Origin of the sequence: Listeria sp. ILCC796 (genome assembly GCF_900186175.1) — a bacterium.
Lineage (GTDB): Bacteria > Bacillota > Bacilli > Lactobacillales > Listeriaceae > Listeria > Listeria goaensis.
This window is the reverse complement of record NZ_FYBV01000001.1, coordinates 506,700-523,846: the sequence shown is the minus strand read 5'-3', so window position 1 is coordinate 523,846 and position 17,147 is coordinate 506,700. Positions and strand designations below refer to the sequence as shown.

At 40.4% G+C, this 17,147-nt stretch carries 18 protein-coding genes; 17 read left to right on the top strand and 1 reads right to left on the bottom strand.

The genetic code is table 11. The annotated features are described in order from the left end of the window. Positions 1–16: 16 nt before the first annotated feature. The 12 genes from CFS04_RS02530 (at position 17) to holA (ending at position 9,669) form a co-directional block, all read left to right on the top strand. On the top strand, positions 17–538 hold the full coding sequence (locus CFS04_RS02530) for a YqeG family HAD IIIA-type phosphatase (protein WP_088809031.1): 522 nt from the start codon (positions 17–19) through the stop codon (positions 536–538). Continuing rightward, positions 535–1,635 (top strand): ribosome biogenesis GTPase YqeH, encoded by a 1,101-nt coding sequence (yqeH, locus tag CFS04_RS02525; RefSeq protein WP_088809030.1) that lies wholly within the window; start codon positions 535–537, stop codon positions 1,633–1,635. The genes CFS04_RS02530 and yqeH overlap by 4 nt, the downstream gene beginning before the upstream one ends. A gap of 12 nt (positions 1,636–1,647) precedes the next feature. Continuing rightward, on the top strand, positions 1,648–2,457 hold the full coding sequence (gene aroE / locus CFS04_RS02520; RefSeq protein WP_088809029.1) for a shikimate dehydrogenase: 810 nt from the start codon (positions 1,648–1,650) through the stop codon (positions 2,455–2,457). Between the two features lie 10 nt (positions 2,458–2,467). Continuing rightward, on the top strand, positions 2,468–2,758 hold the full coding sequence (gene yhbY / locus CFS04_RS02515; RefSeq protein WP_088809028.1) for a ribosome assembly RNA-binding protein YhbY: 291 nt from the start codon (positions 2,468–2,470) through the stop codon (positions 2,756–2,758). Between the two features lie 15 nt (positions 2,759–2,773). Next, entirely contained in the window at positions 2,774–3,343 is a 570-nt protein-coding gene (locus CFS04_RS02510; protein ID WP_088809027.1) for a nicotinate-nucleotide adenylyltransferase, read from the top strand. Then, positions 3,333–3,920, top strand: coding sequence for a bis(5'-nucleosyl)-tetraphosphatase (symmetrical) YqeK (gene yqeK / locus CFS04_RS02505; protein ID WP_088809026.1), 588 nt, complete (start codon positions 3,333–3,335; stop codon positions 3,918–3,920). Before CFS04_RS02510 ends, yqeK begins: the two co-directional genes overlap by 11 nt. Continuing rightward, positions 3,913–4,269 (top strand): ribosome silencing factor, encoded by a 357-nt coding sequence (gene rsfS / locus CFS04_RS02500; protein ID WP_088809025.1) that lies wholly within the window; start codon positions 3,913–3,915, stop codon positions 4,267–4,269. The genes yqeK and rsfS overlap by 8 nt, the downstream gene beginning before the upstream one ends. Positions 4,270–4,284: 15 nt before the next feature. Beyond that, positions 4,285–5,016: a class I SAM-dependent methyltransferase gene (locus CFS04_RS02495; RefSeq protein ID WP_088809024.1), complete on the top strand. Its 732-nt coding sequence runs from the start codon at positions 4,285–4,287 to the stop codon at positions 5,014–5,016. Positions 5,017–5,101: 85 nt separating this feature from the next. Beyond that, positions 5,102–5,710 carry a helix-hairpin-helix domain-containing protein gene (locus tag CFS04_RS02490; protein ID WP_088809023.1) on the top strand — a complete coding sequence of 203 codons (609 nt, stop codon included), beginning with the start codon at positions 5,102–5,104 and terminating at the stop codon, positions 5,708–5,710. Between the two features lie 61 nt (positions 5,711–5,771). Next, positions 5,772–6,332 (top strand): ComE operon protein 2, encoded by a 561-nt coding sequence (locus CFS04_RS02485; protein ID WP_088809022.1) that lies wholly within the window; start codon positions 5,772–5,774, stop codon positions 6,330–6,332. Between the two features lie 8 nt (positions 6,333–6,340). After that, on the top strand, positions 6,341–8,605 hold the full coding sequence (locus CFS04_RS02480) for a DNA internalization-related competence protein ComEC/Rec2 (protein ID WP_369821505.1): 2,265 nt from the start codon (positions 6,341–6,343) through the stop codon (positions 8,603–8,605). A 23-nt stretch (positions 8,606–8,628) separates the two neighbouring features. Next, positions 8,629–9,669: a DNA polymerase III subunit delta gene (holA, locus tag CFS04_RS02475; RefSeq protein ID WP_088809020.1), complete on the top strand. Its 1,041-nt coding sequence runs from the start codon at positions 8,629–8,631 to the stop codon at positions 9,667–9,669. Positions 9,670–9,870: 201 nt separating this feature from the next. Here holA and rpsT read toward each other — a convergent pair whose 3' ends face one another. Then, positions 9,871–10,122, bottom strand: coding sequence for a 30S ribosomal protein S20 (gene rpsT, locus CFS04_RS02470; RefSeq protein WP_088809019.1), 252 nt, complete (start codon positions 10,120–10,122; stop codon positions 9,871–9,873). 241 nt (positions 10,123–10,363) lie between these two features. On the opposite strand from rpsT, the gene lepA reads away from it, so the two are divergent. The 5 genes from lepA (at position 10,364) to dnaK (ending at position 17,052) form a co-directional block, all read left to right on the top strand. Then, a complete protein-coding gene (gene lepA / locus CFS04_RS02465) occupies positions 10,364–12,190 on the top strand; it encodes a translation elongation factor 4 (RefSeq protein WP_088809018.1) in 1,827 nt (608 codons plus the stop codon). Positions 12,191–12,250: 60 nt separating this feature from the next. Continuing rightward, positions 12,251–13,378, top strand: coding sequence for a radical SAM family heme chaperone HemW (gene hemW, locus CFS04_RS02460; RefSeq protein WP_088809017.1), 1,128 nt, complete (start codon positions 12,251–12,253; stop codon positions 13,376–13,378). Positions 13,379–13,526: 148 nt separating this feature from the next. Then, complete coding sequence (hrcA, locus tag CFS04_RS02455) at positions 13,527–14,564, top strand: heat-inducible transcriptional repressor HrcA (protein WP_088809016.1); 1,038 nt, start codon at positions 13,527–13,529, stop codon at positions 14,562–14,564. 42 nt (positions 14,565–14,606) lie between these two features. Continuing rightward, complete coding sequence (grpE, locus tag CFS04_RS02450; RefSeq protein WP_088809015.1) at positions 14,607–15,173, top strand: nucleotide exchange factor GrpE; 567 nt, start codon at positions 14,607–14,609, stop codon at positions 15,171–15,173. A gap of 37 nt (positions 15,174–15,210) precedes the next feature. Next, a complete protein-coding gene (gene dnaK / locus CFS04_RS02445) occupies positions 15,211–17,052 on the top strand; it encodes a molecular chaperone DnaK (RefSeq protein WP_088809014.1) in 1,842 nt (613 codons plus the stop codon). Positions 17,053–17,147 lie beyond the last annotated feature (95 nt).

Sequence of the window (17,147 nt, the reverse complement as noted above, 5' to 3'; positions counted from 1 at the left end):
AATGGGGTGCGAAAGAGTGCTAAAGCAATTTTCACCAGATCGGATGTTAAATTCTCCGTTTGGAATTACGGCAACGCATATTAAAAGTTTAGGGAAAACAACAATTTTAACTGATTTAGATAATACACTTCTCGCTTGGGACGAAATGGACGCGACGCATGAAATTATTAACTGGTTCACACTGCTTGAAGCGGAAGGCATCAAAGTGATGATTTTATCGAATAATTCGGAGGAACGCGTTGAACGAGTTGCGCGCGCCACACGAATTCCATTTTTAGCCAAAGCCAAAAAACCACTTCGCAAAAATTTCCAAAAAGCGCTGCGCGAGCTTGACTCGACGCCTGAGGAAACGATTATGATTGGAGATCAAATTATGACGGACATTTTTGGTGGTAACAGGCAGAAATTGATGACAATTTTTGTGCGTCCAGTAAAGGAAACGGATGGACTTGCAACGAAATTTAATCGCTTTATGGAGCGAATTATTTTAAAACGGTTAGCGAAAAAGCAACCGATGGAATGGGAGGATTCACTTTGACCGAAGAATTAAGATGTATTGGGTGCGGCGCGATTATCCAGTCTGTGGACAAATCAAAACCGGGTTATGCACCAAAATCTTCACTGGATAAAGAACAAGTCATTTGCCAGCGTTGCTTCCGCTTAAAACATTATAACGAAATCCAAGATGTTTCTTTAACAGATGATGATTTTTTGAAAATCTTAAATGATTTGGGGGCTAAAAAAGCACTCATTGTTTACGTTGTCGATATTTTCGACTTCGATGGGAGCTGGCTGCCTGGACTTCACCGCTTTGTCGGAAGCAACCCAGTGCTTTTGGTCGGAAATAAAGCGGACTTGCTACCAAAGTCTTTAAAACGTGATAAATTAACGCGTTATATGCGCACGCGGGCGAAAGATTTAGGACTTCGCGCGGCAGATGTTGCCCTCATTAGCGCCGAGAAGGGCTACGGCTTTGAATCGCTGATGGAACAAATTGAGGACTTGCGCGACGGGGAGGACGTTTTTGTTGTTGGTTGTACAAACGTCGGAAAATCAACGCTAATTAATCGGATTATTAAATTTGCGACGGGTGAAAACAACATCATTACGACGTCACAATTTCCAGGAACGACGCTTGATAAAATTGAAATCCCACTTGAAGGAAACCGCGTGTTAGTGGACACACCAGGGATTATTAATCATCATCAAATGGCGCATTTTATCGGTCCAAAAACATTGAAACTCATTACACCGAAAAAAGAAATTAAACCCGTTGTCTACCAATTAAATAGTGCGCAGACGTTATTTTTTGGTGCGCTTGCACGTCTTGATTTCACGGAAGGTGGGCGCTCATCGTTTATCGTTTACATGTCGAACCAGCTTGAGCCACACCGGACGAAATTAGAAAAAGCAGATCACCTTTACGAAACACAAAAAGGCTTGATTTTAAGTCCGCCGAGTGAAGAAGACATGGCAGATTTACCAGAACTTGTTCCCCACACGTTTGTCATTCGCGAAAAAGCGGATATCGTATTTTCAGGATTAGGCTGGGTATGTGTGCCAAACGGCCATGTTAAAGTAACAGCATGGGTGCCAAAAGGCGTCAACGTGACGATTCGCGAACCGCTTATTTAGGAGGCATACGGAATGGAAAAATTTGCAGTAATCGGCAACCCAATTGCGCATTCGCTCTCGCCAGAAATGCATCATGCAGCGATTCACGCACTCGGTATGGAAGCCGTCTACACACGCCAAAAAATCGATATCGAACAATTTAACACGGAAATCCCTCTTTTTATGGAAAAAATGGAAGGTTTTAATGTTACCGTACCGTTTAAAGAACGCATCATTCCTTTTTTAGATAGCCTCGATGAGTTTGCCGAAAAATGCGGGGCAGTCAACACGGTCGTTCGGAGAAATTCAAAGTGGGTAGGCTATAACACAGATGGTTTGGGCTATCTTGCTGGCCTAGCTGAAATCCACCCGCTACGCCCAACTGATTCAGTCTTAATCATCGGCGCGGGCGGTGCAAGTAAAGGCATTTATTTGGCGATTAAGGAAAAAATTGGAAGTCGCGTGGTGGTGGCGAACCGCACCATTTCAAAGGCGGAACAGCTAATTCAAGGCTATCCGGAAGATGCTGCGCTCACCATTTCGGAGGCGGAAAAACAATTGGCGTCTTTTTCAGTTGTGATTCAAACGACCTCAGTTGGTCTCCTGAAAACCGCGAATGAAACGCCACTGTCATTAGCTAATTTGCGTCCGGGGACAATTGTTAGCGATATAATTTATAATCCGAAAAAAACGCCATTTTTAAAAGAAGCAGAAGAGAAGCAGGCAATCATTCAAAACGGCTTGCCGATGTTTATTCATCAAGGCGCACTTGCCTTTGAATTATGGACGGGGCAAAAGCCTGATACAGAAATTATGAAACAGGCGGTGCTTGCTTCATTATAGGAGGAAAACGATGTTAACAAACCCACAAAAACGTTATTTACGAAAAAATGCGCATTCGCTTCACCCGATTTTTCAAGTTGGAAAAGGCGGCGTGACACCAAATATGGTGATTCAAATTGCGGAAGCGCTTGAAGCTCGTGAACTCATTAAAATTTCCGTTTTACAAAATTGTGAAGTCCCAAAAGAAGAAGTGGCGGAAACAATTAGTGGCCGGGCCGGCGCCGAACTAGTTCAAGTGATTGGCCGCACTATTATTTTATATAAAGAATCGAAAACTAAAAAACAAATTGTATTACCTTAAATTTGAGGTGAAACTATGAAAAAGCGCGTTGGTATTTTAGGTGGCACTTTTGATCCGCCACATATTGCTCATTTGATTATTGCAAACGAGGTCAGGGTAGCGCTGAACTTGGAACAAATTATTTTCCTCCCAAATTCAGTTCCACCGCATAAAGAGAGCGGGAATGTTTCGGCTACAAACCGCGCTGAGATGTTGCAGCATGCGATTTCTGATAATCCGCATTTTGCAATGGATACGCGTGAACTTTTGCGTGCGGGGAAATCTTTCACTTATGATACAATGAAAGAAATGGTGGAAGAAAATCCAGATACAGACTACTATTTTATTATTGGTGGGGATATGGTAGAATATTTACCAAATTGGTACAACGTTGACCAGTTAGTTCAGCTGGTTCAATTTGTTGGCGTAAATCGCCCAGAATATTGCCTTGAAACGCCTTACCCAGTTAAGAATGTGTTTGTGCCGGAAATGTCTGTGTCGTCTTCACTCATTCGTGAGCGCATGGCGAAAAAGATGCCAATTGACTATTTTTTACCGAAACAAGTTGTGCGGTATGTGAAGGAGCATCAGTTATATGAATCGTGATGAAATGCTTGAAAAAGTACGCCAAGCAATGCCTGAAAAAAGGTTTATTCATACGCTTGGTGTCGAGGAAACGGCCATAAAGCTCGCCAAAATTTATTTTGAATCGGAAGAGAAGGCAAGTATTGCTGCCATTTTGCACGACTATGCGAAATATATCGATGATGCGAAAGCACGCGATATCATCGTGCAAGAGAAGATGAATCCGGAATTTTTGCGCTATCAAAATGCGATTTGGCATGCACCAGTTGGGGCTTACTTGGCGGAGCATGAATTTGGCATTACCGATGAGGCGATTTTAGATGCCATTCGCTGGCATACGACTGGTACAGAAAACATGTCAACACTAGATAAAATTATTTTTTTAGCTGACTATACGGAGCCCGGTCGGGATTTCCCTGGCGTGGACGAAGCGAGAAAAATCACCGCGGCTTCTTTAGACAAAGGAATGTTGTTTGCTCTTGGTCGTACGATTGGCTATTTAGCGAGTAAAGAGCAGCCGATATTCCCAGATACATTTTTAGCTTACAATCATTATGCGTTTTTAATTAAAGAAGGAGATGTTTTGAAATTTGAATAGTTATGATGTACTCATGTTAGTTGCAAAAGCAGCTGACGACAAGCGTGCGGAAGATATTCTAGCACTAAATATGAAAGGTTTGTCTAGTTTTGCCGACTATTTTGTCATTTGTCATGGTAATTCTGATAAACAAGTCGAAGCCATTGCGCGCGAAATTAAAGAACAAGCACAAGAAAATGATGTCGAAGTGAAGCGTTTAGAAGGCTTAGAAGCTGCCCAGTGGGTGCTGATTGATTTAGGCGATGTTATCGTCCACGTATTCCACCGCGATGAACGTTCTTACTACAATTTGGAAAAACTTTGGGGAGATGCCCCGCTTGAAGATGTTTCAAAAGCGTTCACTTCATAAAGGAGATGTACGACTGTGAGCTACGAATTTTTTCCACAAGTGTATGATGAACTAATGGACGTGGAACTCTACGATGAGTGGGCTGATTTCGCACATCAAGTACTTCCAAAGGATAAAAAAACGTTGCTTGATTTGGCAAGCGGGACAGGTGAATTTGCTATTCGCATGCATTTTCAAGGCTACGACGTCACAGGTCTTGACCTATCAGAAGAAATGGTTCACGTGGCAGAAGCTAAAATGAACGCCACCAACCTACCCATTCCTTTTTTGGCAGAAAATATGACCAATTTTTCATTCCAAAAGAGCTTCGATGTTGTGACCTGTTTTTGTGATTCACTCAACTATTTAGAAACCGAAAAAGAGCTAGATGCAACGTTCGAGAGAGTTTATGAACATTTAAATACAGATGGAGCCTTCTTGTTTGATGTGCATTCCGTTTATAAAGTGGACGTTGGTTTTCAAAATTATAGTTACGGTGATAGCGATTTAAGCGTTTCAACGATTTGGAATTCATTTCCCGGAGAAGCGCCTCATTCGGTTGAACATGAGTTAACTTTTTTTGTTGAAAATAGCGATGGTTCTTACTTCCGGAAAGATGAACTCCATAAAGAAAGAACGTATCCGGTTGCGACATATGAAAAAAAATTAATTGCCGCCGGATTTAGCAAAATTAGCGTGTATGCAGATTTTTCGCTGGAAAAACCAGATGAAAAGAGCGAAAGAATCTTCTTTTTAGCAAGAAAGTAGTGTAAAAAACTGCTTTCTTTTTTTATGTCTTCATGAGGAATTTAGTTGCCAATGTCGAATAAGTAAAAATAAAAGGAGATAAAGTATGAAAGAACTGTATCAAAAGTATCCGAAATGGTTTTGGCTCTGCGGGGCAATTGTTTTGTGTATCATCGTGATAAGCTATGTTATGTTGCAACCAGCCACAAATAACGCGGCAAAAGCCGAACTTATTCCCAATGTGCCAAAAGAAGAAACTGCAGAGACCGAAGAAAAGTCGGGGAGTAAAACGGTTGTAGTTGATGTCAAAGGTGCTGTGAAAAATCCGGGCGTTTACGAAATCGCGTTTGATGGGCGTGTAAAAGATGCCATTACAGTTTCAGGCGGCTTCACAGCTGAAGCGGACTTAAATGCTATCAATTTAGCAGAGAAATTAAAAGATGAAATGGTGATTACCGTGTATAAAAACGGTGAGGCAAAACAAATTGCATCAAGCGGATCCGCAGAAAATTCTAATGCAGGACAAAAAATAAATCTCAATCAAGCTTCAATCAGTGATTTACAACAAGTGCCGGGCATTGGTGCGGCGAAAGCAAAAGCAATTCTAGAATACCGTGAAAAAGAAGGTTTATTTCAAACGATAAATGACTTAAAAAATGTCAGTGGAATTGGCGAAAAGACCGTTGAGAAGTTAAAAGAGTATGTAGAGGTTTAAATTTTTGATTGACTCCCTAAAACATCAAATTTATACTTAAAGGTGAAAGTGAGGTAGAATCATGAAACGTATTGCTTGGGACCAGTTTTTTATGGCGCAAAGCCATCTAATTTCTTCGAGAAGTACATGCACACGCCTAATGGTAGGTGCAACAATTGTACGTGATAAACGCATTATTGCTGGCGGATATAATGGCTCTATCGCAGGTGGTGACCACTGCGCTGAACACGGTTGTTTAGTCGTGGAAGGTCACTGTATTCGAACCATTCATGCTGAAATGAATGCCATTTTACAATGTGCAAAGTTTGGCGCATCAACAGACGGCGCAGAAATGTATGTCACGCATTTTCCTTGTGTGGCATGTTGTAAATCCATAATTCAAGCGGGCATTAAAACGGTCTGCTACGCGGTAGACTACAAAAATCACGCCTATGCTGTCGAATTGTTCCAACAAGCAGGAGTAGAAGTGAAAAAAATCCCGTTTGATTCACATATTTTTGCGGGAGAAAAATTAAATAAAGAAGAGCTACTTGATGAAGTCAAGCAAGCTGCTATTTCCGAACAAATACCTGATGAATATATCCAAAAGCTCTATGCGAACTTAGAAAACAGACTATCTTAAGAAACGGAGTGAAGGCCATCGAACGATATACATTTTTTTCGGTTGTGGTTCTTATTTTTTCCATTTTAGGAGTCTTTTTGACTCCTCTTTTTTTAGCCATCAATTTCGCACTATGTCTCATATTAAGCATAAAAGATAAAAAGTGTATGCTCTTATTTTTTGTGGCAATTGCGACCTTTCTGTATATAACTACGGTAGAACAACGCAATGTAACCAAGTTAAAACCAGAAGAAATAAAAGTAGCTAATTTCATTCAATCCGAATTGAAAATTGATGGGGACAAACTGCAATTCATTTCCTTTTATCAACAAGAAAAAATTCTTGTCACATATAAAATCACTTCAAAAGCTGAAAAAGAACTTCTTCAAAAGTTAAAACTGGGTATGTCCTACACAGCTAACGCGACCTTAGAACGCCCTATACCCAATCGAAATGATGCCCAGTTTAATTACCAAAATTATTTAAAACACAAAGGAATTCACTATGTAGCGAAGGCTACAAATATTCAATTTGGGGAGTCGAAAAAGGAAAATTTCCTTCAAAAAGTTGAAAATATTAGACATTCGATTATCGACTACATCGAACGAACTTATGACGAAAAAGCTTCGCCGTACGTTGCGGCTTTAATTGTTGGCGAAAAAAGTTTATTTGATGATGATATTTTTAGCCAATATCAAAAACTCGGCGTTGTGCATCTTTTGGCTATTTCAGGCCTGCATGTTAGTTTGTTTGTATCGCTTTCTTTCGGGCTGTTCCTTCGTGCCGGTTTAACGCGTGAAGCAAGTCGAGTGCTGCTGCTCATTTTAATCCCATCCTACGCCTTATTAGCAGGATGTAATCCACCAGTTATTCGAGCCGCTGGAATGAGTTTTTTAGTTGTACTTTTTGCGAAGAAGCTATCTGCTTTGTCGGCTATTTCACTTACATTCATACTTTTTGTCCTCTTAAATCCGTATGTTGTTTTTGAAGTAGGATTCCAATTAACATATAGCGTCGCCTTTGCTATCATTTTATCAAGGAAGATTGTAAATCGAATAGCGAATATGTGGTTGAGTGGCCTTACCATATCGATTATTTCCACATTAGCATCTTCTATCGTAATGATGTTTCATTTCTATGAGTTTTCGGTTATTGGAATTTTGCTCAATATTTTTTACGTACCTTTATTTTCAGTCATCATTGTGCCACTTGTTTTTTTGTGTTTTTTCATGTCTTTACAGCCACTGTTTTTTGTCATTCCAAACTTCATACTTACACAGCTTCTTCATTTCACCGAGCAAGTGACACAAATATTAGCGGAGCTACCTTTTAAGAGTATTGTAACTGGCAGACCAAACGGGATTTTCCTATGTTTATTTATCATTATCCTATTTCTCTTTTTCATGTTACTTGAAAAACAATACTTTAAACGGGCATTTTTCATTTTTGTTGTTTATTTAAGTCTATGCAATTGGCAAAATTTCCCGCTTAAAGGGGAAGTCGTTTTCATTGATGTGTCGCAAGGGGATAGCATTTTGATACAGTTACCTCGAAATGCTGGAACCTTTTTAATCGATACTGGGGGAACACTCCCTTTTGCAAAAGAAGAGTGGCAGAGGAAACAAAAAGAGTTTTCGATAGGGACAAACGTGTTAGCGCCTAGTTTAAAAGCGCGTGGGGTTAAGCAGCTTGATAAAGTTTTTATTACGCATGCAGATGCGGATCATATGGAGGCGCTAGACGAGCTCGCTAAGGAAATGCGGATTGAACAACTTTATATTAGTGCGGGTTCTGGTCAAAAAGCGATTTTAGGAGCGACTCTTTTGGAGTTAAATGATATTCCTGTGGAGGAGCTTGTGTCAGGTGCGCATTTTAATTACGGGGAAAATAGTTTAACGGTTTTACACCCTGATGAAAAAGGCGCAGGTGCTAACGATGATTCGCTTGTCATAAAAGCAAATTTAGATGGTCTGACGTGGCTTTTTACAGGGGATATTGAAGCGCCAGCAGAAGAAGTGCTTCGCAACAAAGATATTCAAGCTGATATTTTAAAAGTTGCGCACCATGGAAGCAAAACATCGACAACCGATGCTTTTGTCAAGGCAGTTAAGCCGCGCTTAGGGCTGATTTCTTGTGGATTAAATAATCGTTTCGGGCATCCACACGCGGAAACGCTTAGGACTCTTGAAAAAAATCAAGTCGCAATTTTCCGAACGGATCAAACTGGAATGATAACATATATTTTTGGCGAAGGGTTTCATTTTACGCTTGAAAAGAAAGCTGGATTGGATTAGGATGGGAGAGAGGAGTGGTTGTTTTGATAGATGAGTGGAAGAAAATAGAACAAAAAAAGATTGCGCCTGTTTACTTAATTATCGGCGTGGAAGATTATATTATCAACGAAACGAAGAAACGACTGCTTGAAAATGTTCTTTCGGAAGAAGATACGGAGTTCAATTATGTCCATTTTGATTTAGATGAAATGCCTATTCAATCAGTGCTTGAAGAAGCGGAAACTTTGCCATTTTTTGGTGAGAAACGCCTTGTGTTAGCTAGCAATCCGACTTTTCTGACGACTGAAAAAAATAAAAGTAAAGTGGAACATCAAACGGAAAAACTAGAAGCGTATTTAAATGAACCGGTTGATTATTCCATTCTATGCTTCATTGCCCACGTTGAAAAGCTGGATGAGCGTAAAAAACTTACGAAGCTGCTGAAAAAAACAGCGACAGTTATTGAAGCGAAACGTCCAAATGAAAAAGAATTTATTGGCTGGATACAAAACAAAGTGAAGCAAAATGAATTCGAGATGAAACAAGATGCCATTTTGCGTCTATTTGAACTTACAAGCGGAAATTTGACTACGGCGATGAATGAACTAGACAAACTCATGCTTTTTAAATTTGAAGAAAAGCAAATTGGGTTAAGTGACGTTGATGATTTAGTCGTTCGCTCACTGGAGCAAAATATCTTTTTACTGCTCGACAAATTGATTGCCCAAGACATTTCAGGTGCACTTCGAATTTATTATGACTTATTGAAACAAAAAGAGGAGCCAATTAAAATTATGGCTTTAATTGGAAGTCAGTTCCGGCTTCTAAGTCAGCTTAAAATTTTAGAAAAAGAAGGCTATAGTTCGCAACAAGCGGCAGGCACGTTGAAAGTTCACCCATTTCGGGCGAAGCTAGCGGCAAAACAAGCACGTGGATTTAGTCAGGAAGAACTTAATTATGCTTTGCTACGTATTTCAGAGATTGATTTAGAGTTGAAAACGGGAGTTGGGAATAGGGAGCAAAAATTGGAATGGTTTTTGTTTGAGCTGGAGGACTATCGTAAAAGACAAAAAGACCTTATATAAGGTCTTTCAGCTTGTAGAAAAACGCTAAACGTAAGCCAAACAAAACGTACTAAGCACAATCAGACTGATGCCAAATGATGAGATTCTCACGCATTGCCGAGTACCGGAGCGGAGGCAAGAACTCCGAAGATTGTCGTTTATCATCAGTCTGGGGCTTTTTGTGCAAACAAAAAACACCACCGACAGTGATGTTTTCATCGATTATTTAACTTTAGCAGCTAAACGAGATTTGTTACGAGCCGCTTTGTTTTTATGAATCAAGCCTTTAGATACAGCAGAATCGATTTTTTTGCTGGCATCAACAAATAATTCTTGTTTGTTGTCAGCGTTAGTAGCAGCAGCTTCTTCTACTTTTTTAATGGCTGTACGCATTGCGGAACGTTGAGCAACGTTACGGCTGTTGCGTGTTTCAGTTGTTTTTACACGTTTAATCGCAGATTTAATATTTGGCATTCCATTCACCTCCGTCCAAACTAATGAGGTACTATTTATTTCAAAACATACCCTTTTTAAATTACATCAGAACAATTGTTATTATACATAAAGATTGTCGGATTTGCAATAATACTTTCCAATTTTTATTTAAAAATCATTTATTTTTGAAAGAAGTCATTGAATAATCGTGTTTCTACTGATATAATCAAGCTTAGCTTGCCATCTTATAAGGGATGAGCCAAAATCAGGAGCTGGGATAATGAATAAAAAAGAAATGCTAGAAAGACAAAAGAAAATAAGAAATTTTTCCATTATCGCTCACATTGATCATGGGAAATCTACGTTAGCTGATCGTATTTTAGAAAAAACGCATGCTTTGACGCATCGGGAAATGAAAGATCAGTTACTTGATTCGATGGATCTTGAAAGAGAGCGTGGGATTACAATTAAATTAAATGCGGTTCAACTTAGCTATTCTGCTAAAGACGGGGAAACCTACACCTTCCATCTTATCGATACTCCTGGGCATGTCGACTTCACCTATGAAGTGTCGCGAAGTCTTGCCGCGTGTGAGGGCGCTGTTTTAGTTGTGGATGCTGCACAAGGTATCGAGGCGCAAACGCTAGCAAATGTTTATTTGGCGCTCGATAATGATTTAGAAATCTTACCTGTTATTAATAAAATTGATTTACCTGCGGCTGACCCGGAGCGTGTTCGCGAGGAAATTGAAGATGTTATCGGGCTTGACGCAAGTGAGGCAGTGCTTGCTTCTGCTAAGGCGGGCATCGGCATTGAAGATATTTTAGAGCAAATTGTGGAGAAAGTTCCGGCGCCACAAGGGGATATTGACGCGCCTTTACAAGCGCTTATTTTTGACTCGGTGTTTGATGCGTATCGCGGTGTTATTGCGAACATTCGAATCGTTGAAGGTACAGTGAAAGCTGGGGACAAAATCCGTATGATGTCAAATGGCAAGGAGTTTGAAGTCACAGAGGTTGGAGTTTTTAAACCGAAAGCAACGGCTCAAGATGTTTTAATGGTTGGAGATGTTGGTTATTTGACAGCTTCGATTAAAAATGTTGGAGATACGCGTGTCGGCGATACTATTACGCTTGCAAATAATCCAGCGAAGGAAGCTTTGCCAGGATACCGGAAGTTGAACCCGATGGTGTATTGTGGTTTATATCCGATTGATTCTTCCAAATACAACGACTTGCGTGATGCACTTGAAAAATTGGAATTGAACGATTCTGCACTTCAATTTGAGGCGGAAACTTCTCAAGCACTCGGTTTCGGATTCCGTTCTGGATTTTTGGGACTTTTGCATATGGAAATTATTCAAGAGCGGATTGAACGTGAATTTAATATTGATTTGATTACAACAGCTCCAAGTGTTATTTATCATGTGAATTTGACGGACGGGGAACAAATTGTTGTGGATAATCCGGCGGAAATGCCAGAGCCAGGCGTTATTGAATCTGTGGAAGAGCCCTACGTGAAGGCGACGGTGATGGTGCCAAATGAGTACGTTGGTGCGGTTATGGAACTTGCGCAAAATAAACGCGGAAACTTTATTACAATGGAATATTTGGACGATATTCGGGTGAGCATCATTTATGAGATTCCGCTATCTGAAATCGTTTATGATTTCTTTGACCAGTTGAAGTCTAGCACGAAAGGCTATGCATCATTTGACTATGAAGTGCTGGGCTATCAAACTTCGAAGCTCGTTAAGATGGATATTTTACTTAATGGGGAAAAAGTAGATGCACTTAGCTTCATTGTTCACCGTGACTTTGCTTATGAGCGCGGTAAAATTATTGTAGAAAAATTACGCGAACTGATTCCGCGCCAGCAATTTGAAGTGCCGATTCAAGCTGCAATAGGGACTAAAATTGTGGCTCGCTCGACGATTAAAGCTTTGCGTAAGAACGTCTTAGCAAAATGTTACGGCGGGGACGTATCGCGTAAACGCAAATTGCTTGAGAAACAAAAAGAAGGTAAAAAGCGGATGAAGCAGATTGGATCTGTGGAAGTGCCACAAGAAGCCTTTATGGCTATTTTGAAAATGGACGACAATCAATAAAACAAAAGAGTTGCCACTCATTTTTGGCAGCTCTTTTTTAAAGAAAGAAGTGTGGCGTGTATGACGGCCGTGTATATTCATATTCCTTTTTGCGAACATATCTGTTATTATTGCGACTTCAACAAAGTGTTTCTAGAAGGGCAACCTGTGGAACGCTACGTTGATTTGCTCATTCAAGAAATGGAGATGGCGACAGCTTTGAAAAAGCTTGATACAGTGGAAACCGTGTTTGTCGGCGGAGGGACACCAACAACGTTAAGCGAGAACCAAATTGAGCGATTGTGTGAAGCAGTTCATCGGATTTTTCCACTTTCGCAAGATGTGGAGTTTTCGTTTGAGGCAAACCCAGGCGACCTTTCTGTTTCTAAATTAAATGCAATGAAACAAAGTGGGGTCAATCGGATTAGTATGGGCGTTCAGAGTTTTAATAATGACCTACTAAAGAAAATTGGTAGAATCCATACTGTAGCAGATGTGTATCAGTCTATTCAGAATATGGAAAAAGTTGGTTTTCGGAATGTTAGTATTGATTTAATTTTTAGTTTGCCGGGTCAAACGGAAGACGACTTTAAAGATACACTTCAAAAAGCGTTAGCGCTTGATTTACCGCATTATTCAGCTTACTCGCTCATTATTGAACCGAAAACGATATTTTATAATTTGATGCAAAAGGGACAACTTATTTTGCCAAACCAAGATGCCGAAGCGAACATGTATGATTTTTTGATGAGTGAGATGGAACGACGCGGGAAGAAGCAATATGAAATTAGCAATTTTGCTGAAGAAGGATTTAAAAGCCGCCATAATATAGTTTATTGGAGCAATGAGCATTATTTCGGCTTTGGAGCAGGCGCACATGGTTATTTAAATGATACGCGGTACAGCAATTTTGGTCCGCTGAAGCAATATATGACACCGCTTGAAGAGGGCAGACTTCCCATTTTTCAAACAAAAGATTTATCTCTTAAAGAGGAGATGGAGGAAGAGATGTTTCTTGGGCTTCGCAAAGTTGATGGTGTCAGCAAGGTGAGGTTTTTTGAGAAATTTGACCGGGAGTTAGATGCTACATTTCAGAAAGCGATTGCTACGACAGTTGAAAATGGGTGGCTTGAAAATACGAAAGAATATGTAAAATTAACAAGAGAAGGTCGTTTTTTAGGAAATAACGTTTTTCGTGAGTTCTTATAAATCGCATGGTTGACCAATTTTGACCAAACAAGTCGGTCTTTAGTCTGAAATGAAGTGTTTTCAGTTGACTAGAGCTGATTTGTTTGGTAAATTTATACTTGTATTTAGCACTTGAACGATTTGAGTGCTAAAAAAAGAGGTGAAAGGTATGTTGACGGAAAGGCAGCTTCAGATTTTTCGAGCGATTATCGATCATTTCACTTGGACTGTTCAGCCTGTGGGTTCTAAAAATCTGCTAAAAGAAAGCGACCTTCCTTACAGCTCTGCGACAATTCGAAATGAAATGAGCGTGCTTGAAGAATACGGCTTTATTGAAAAGACGCATTCATCTTCGGGGCGAGTACCATCTGAGAAAGGTTACCGGTTTTATGTGGACTATTTATTAAAGCCAAAGGAACTTTCAAAAGAAGATCAAAAGGTGATTCAGTCGATATTTCAAGCGGATTACGATGAGGCGGAAGAGCTGATTCAAAATTCGGCATCGCTACTTTCGGAATTGACAAGCTATACGTCCATTGTACTTGGTCCACATTCAGCTGCAAATAGGTTGAGCGGATTTCGGTTTGTGCCGATTAGTCGCCAGCAAGCAATGCTGATTTTAATTACGGATCAAGGGCATGTGGACAATCATTTGGTGGCGCTCCCTGCTGGGGTTACACTTTCGGATATGGAGAGGACCGTGAACATTTTAAACGATCGCTTGGTCGGAGTTCCGCTTGACCATCTAGAGTCCCGTATCGCGCACGAAGTACAGGCGCTTCTCACCGAACATGTTGAAAATGCTGAGCACATGAGCGATATTTTGTTAAATACGCTGCATCGTGTGAATAAAGAACGCATTTATCTCGGGGGGAAAACGAATATTTTAAATCAACCTGAGTTTCATGATATTGCGAAAATTCGTGGTTTCTTGCAACTGGTTGAAGCGGAAGATGTCCTTTATGATTTATTCCGCGATATTCCTGACGGGATTGCGGTTAAATTTGGTCGCGAACTGAACAACGAATTCATGGACGATTTAAGTATCGTGACAGCGACCTACCAAATTGCCGATGAGCGCGTTGGCGGTATCGTCCTGCTCGGTCCGACAAGAATGGAATATAGCCGAATGCTCGGGCTAGTCGATGTATTTAGTCGCGATTTAACAACCGTTTTAACAAAACTTTATCATGAGAACCAAAAATAGAAAGGGCTGAAGAAACGAACGTTTTTTCAGGAGGTGACACTTTTGTCTGAGAAAAAAGATAAGCAAGCTAAATTGGAAGAAGAGCTTCAAAAAGAAGCAGACGTTGAAACAAATGAAGTAGAAGTTGAGATGGAAGAGCAAGAAGCGGCAAAAGCTTTAGAAGCCAAAATTGCTGAGCTTGAAGAAGAACTTGCAAAACAAGAAAATCGCTATTTGCGTTTACATGCTGATTTTGAAAATGTCAAAAAACGTAACACGCTAGACCGTGAGGCGGCGATGAAGTTTCGTTCTCAAAGCTTAGCAGAAGATTTGCTACCAGCGCTTGACAGCTTTGAAAAGGCGCTTGATTCTGAATCGGATAACGAGGAAGTACAAGCGATTTTAAAAGGCATGAACATGGTGTACAGCCAAATTGTGACGGCTTTACAAAAAGAAGGCGTCGAGAGCATTAAAGCCTTAGGTGAACAATTCGATCCGAATTTCCATCAAGCGATTATGCAAGATCAAGATGAAAACGCGGCAAGCAATGAAATAACTGCAGAACTACAAAAAGGCTACAAGATTAAAGACCGCGTAATTAGACCTTCTATGGTCAAAGTAAACGAGTAAACAACTTTATTATATATATTCAGGAGGAATTTAAATTATGAGCAAAATTATTGGTATTGACTTAGGAACTACAAACTCAGCAGTCGCAGTATTAGAGGGCGGCGAAGCGAAAATTATCCCAAATCCAGAAGGTGCGCGTACGACACCATCTGTTGTCGGCTTTAAAAATGGTGAACGTCAAATCGGTGAAGTTGCCAAACGTGCGGCAATCACAAACCCAAACACAGTGAGCTCTATCAAACGCCACATGGGAACAGATTACAAAGAAACAGTGGAAGGAAAAGACTACTCCCCACAAGAAATTAGCGCGATTATTTTACAATATTTAAAAAGCTATGCAGAAGATTATTTAGGGGAAAAAGTAGATAAAGCAGTCATCACAGTACCTGCGTACTTCAACGACGCCGAGCGCCAAGCAACTAAAGATGCAGGTAAAATTGCAGGACTTGAAGTAGAACGAATTATCAACGAGCCAACTGCAGCTGCACTAGCATACGGCATGGATAAAACCGAGCAAGACCAAACCATTTTAGTTTTTGACCTTGGTGGTGGTACGTTTGACGTATCTATCCTTGAACTAGGCGATGGCGTTTTCGAAGTGCATTCCACAGCGGGTGACAACCATCTTGGTGGTGACGACTTCGACCAAAAAATTATTGATTATTTAGTCGCTGAATTTAAAAAAGAAAATGGCATTGACCTTTCTAAAGATAAAATGGCGTTACAACGTTTGAAAGACGCCGCTGAAAAAGCGAAAAAAGATTTATCTGGTGTAACAAGCACACAAATTTCCTTACCGTTCATTACAGCAGGCGAAGCCGGTCCGCTTCACTTGGAAGTTAGTTTAACCCGTGCGAAGTTTGATGAACTTACTCATGATTTAGTTGACCGTACAATCGGCCCAACTCGTCAAGCGCTTAAAGATGCAGGCCTTTCTGCTAGCGATATTGATCAAGTTATTTTAGTTGGTGGATCAACGCGTATTCCAGCTGTTCAAGAAGCGATTACGAAAGAGCTTGGTAAAGAACCGCATAAAGGCGTAAATCCTGATGAAGTAGTGGCAATGGGTGCAGCGATTCAAGGCGGCGTGATTACAGGTGATGTAAAAGACGTTGTTCTTCTCGATGTAACGCCATTATCACTTGGTATTGAAACAATGGGTGGCGTAATGACTGTCTTAATCGACCGCAACACGACGATTCCGACTTCTAAATCGCAAACATTCTCGACTGCGGCAGATAACCAACCAGCTGTTGATATTCACGTGCTTCAAGGTGAACGTCCAATGGCGAAAGATAATAAAACGCTTGGTCGTTTCCAACTTGCGGATATTCCACCAGCACCACGTGGTATCCCACAAATTGAAGTATCGTTTGATATTGACAAAAACGGTATCGTAACGGTTCGTGCGAAAGATCTTGGAACAGGTAAAGAACAAAATATCGTAATTAAATCTTCTTCAGGTTTAACAGATGACGAAATCGATCGCATGATGAAAGATGCAGAAGCAAACGCAGAAGAAGATAAGAAAAATAAAGAACATGCTGAACTTCGCAATAACGCAGACCAACTTGTCTTCACGGTTGATAAAACCCTTAAAGAGTTAGAAGGCAAAGTAGACGAAGAAGAAGTGAAAAAAGCAGAAACGGCACGTGATGAACTTCAAGAAGCACTTAAAGGTGAAGATTTTGAAGCAATTCAAACGAAAACAGATGCTTTAAATGAAATCGTTCAAAACTTATCTGTTAAACTTTACGAGCAAGCTGCAGCTGAACAACAAGCGGCACAAGGTGAAAATCCAGAAGCAGCAGGTTCTGATGATGTTGTTGATGCTGAATTTGAAGAAGTAAATGACGACGAGAAAAAAGAAGATAAATAAGTAAGCAGTAGAAAAGGTCAAAGTCATAGTGGCTTTGGCTTTTTCCGGCTTGTAGGCTGTTCTTATCAAAAGTCTTGTGATACAATACGTAAGGA

Excerpts from the sequence above, each read along its gene's own strand:
- aroE (WP_088809029.1), top strand. The coding sequence starts at position 1,648 with ATGGAAAAATTTGCAGTAATCGGCAACCCAATTGCGCATTCGCTCTCG.
- yhbY (WP_088809028.1), top strand. The coding sequence starts at position 2,468 with ATGTTAACAAACCCACAAAAACGTTATTTACGAAAAAATGCGCATTCG.
- CFS04_RS02510 (WP_088809027.1), top strand. The coding sequence starts at position 2,774 with ATGAAAAAGCGCGTTGGTATTTTAGGTGGCACTTTTGATCCGCCACAT.
- yqeK (WP_088809026.1), top strand. The coding sequence starts at position 3,333 with ATGAATCGTGATGAAATGCTTGAAAAAGTACGCCAAGCAATGCCTGAA.
- CFS04_RS02490 (WP_088809023.1), top strand. The coding sequence starts at position 5,102 with ATGAAAGAACTGTATCAAAAGTATCCGAAATGGTTTTGGCTCTGCGGG.
- CFS04_RS02485 (WP_088809022.1), top strand. The coding sequence starts at position 5,772 with ATGAAACGTATTGCTTGGGACCAGTTTTTTATGGCGCAAAGCCATCTA.
- rpsT (WP_088809019.1), bottom strand. The coding sequence starts at position 10,122 with ATGCCAAATATTAAATCTGCGATTAAACGTGTAAAAACAACTGAAACA.
- lepA (WP_088809018.1), top strand. The coding sequence starts at position 10,364 with ATGAATAAAAAAGAAATGCTAGAAAGACAAAAGAAAATAAGAAATTTT.
- hemW (WP_088809017.1), top strand. The coding sequence starts at position 12,251 with ATGACGGCCGTGTATATTCATATTCCTTTTTGCGAACATATCTGTTAT.
- hrcA (WP_088809016.1), top strand. The coding sequence starts at position 13,527 with ATGTTGACGGAAAGGCAGCTTCAGATTTTTCGAGCGATTATCGATCAT.
- dnaK (WP_088809014.1), top strand. The coding sequence starts at position 15,211 with ATGAGCAAAATTATTGGTATTGACTTAGGAACTACAAACTCAGCAGTC.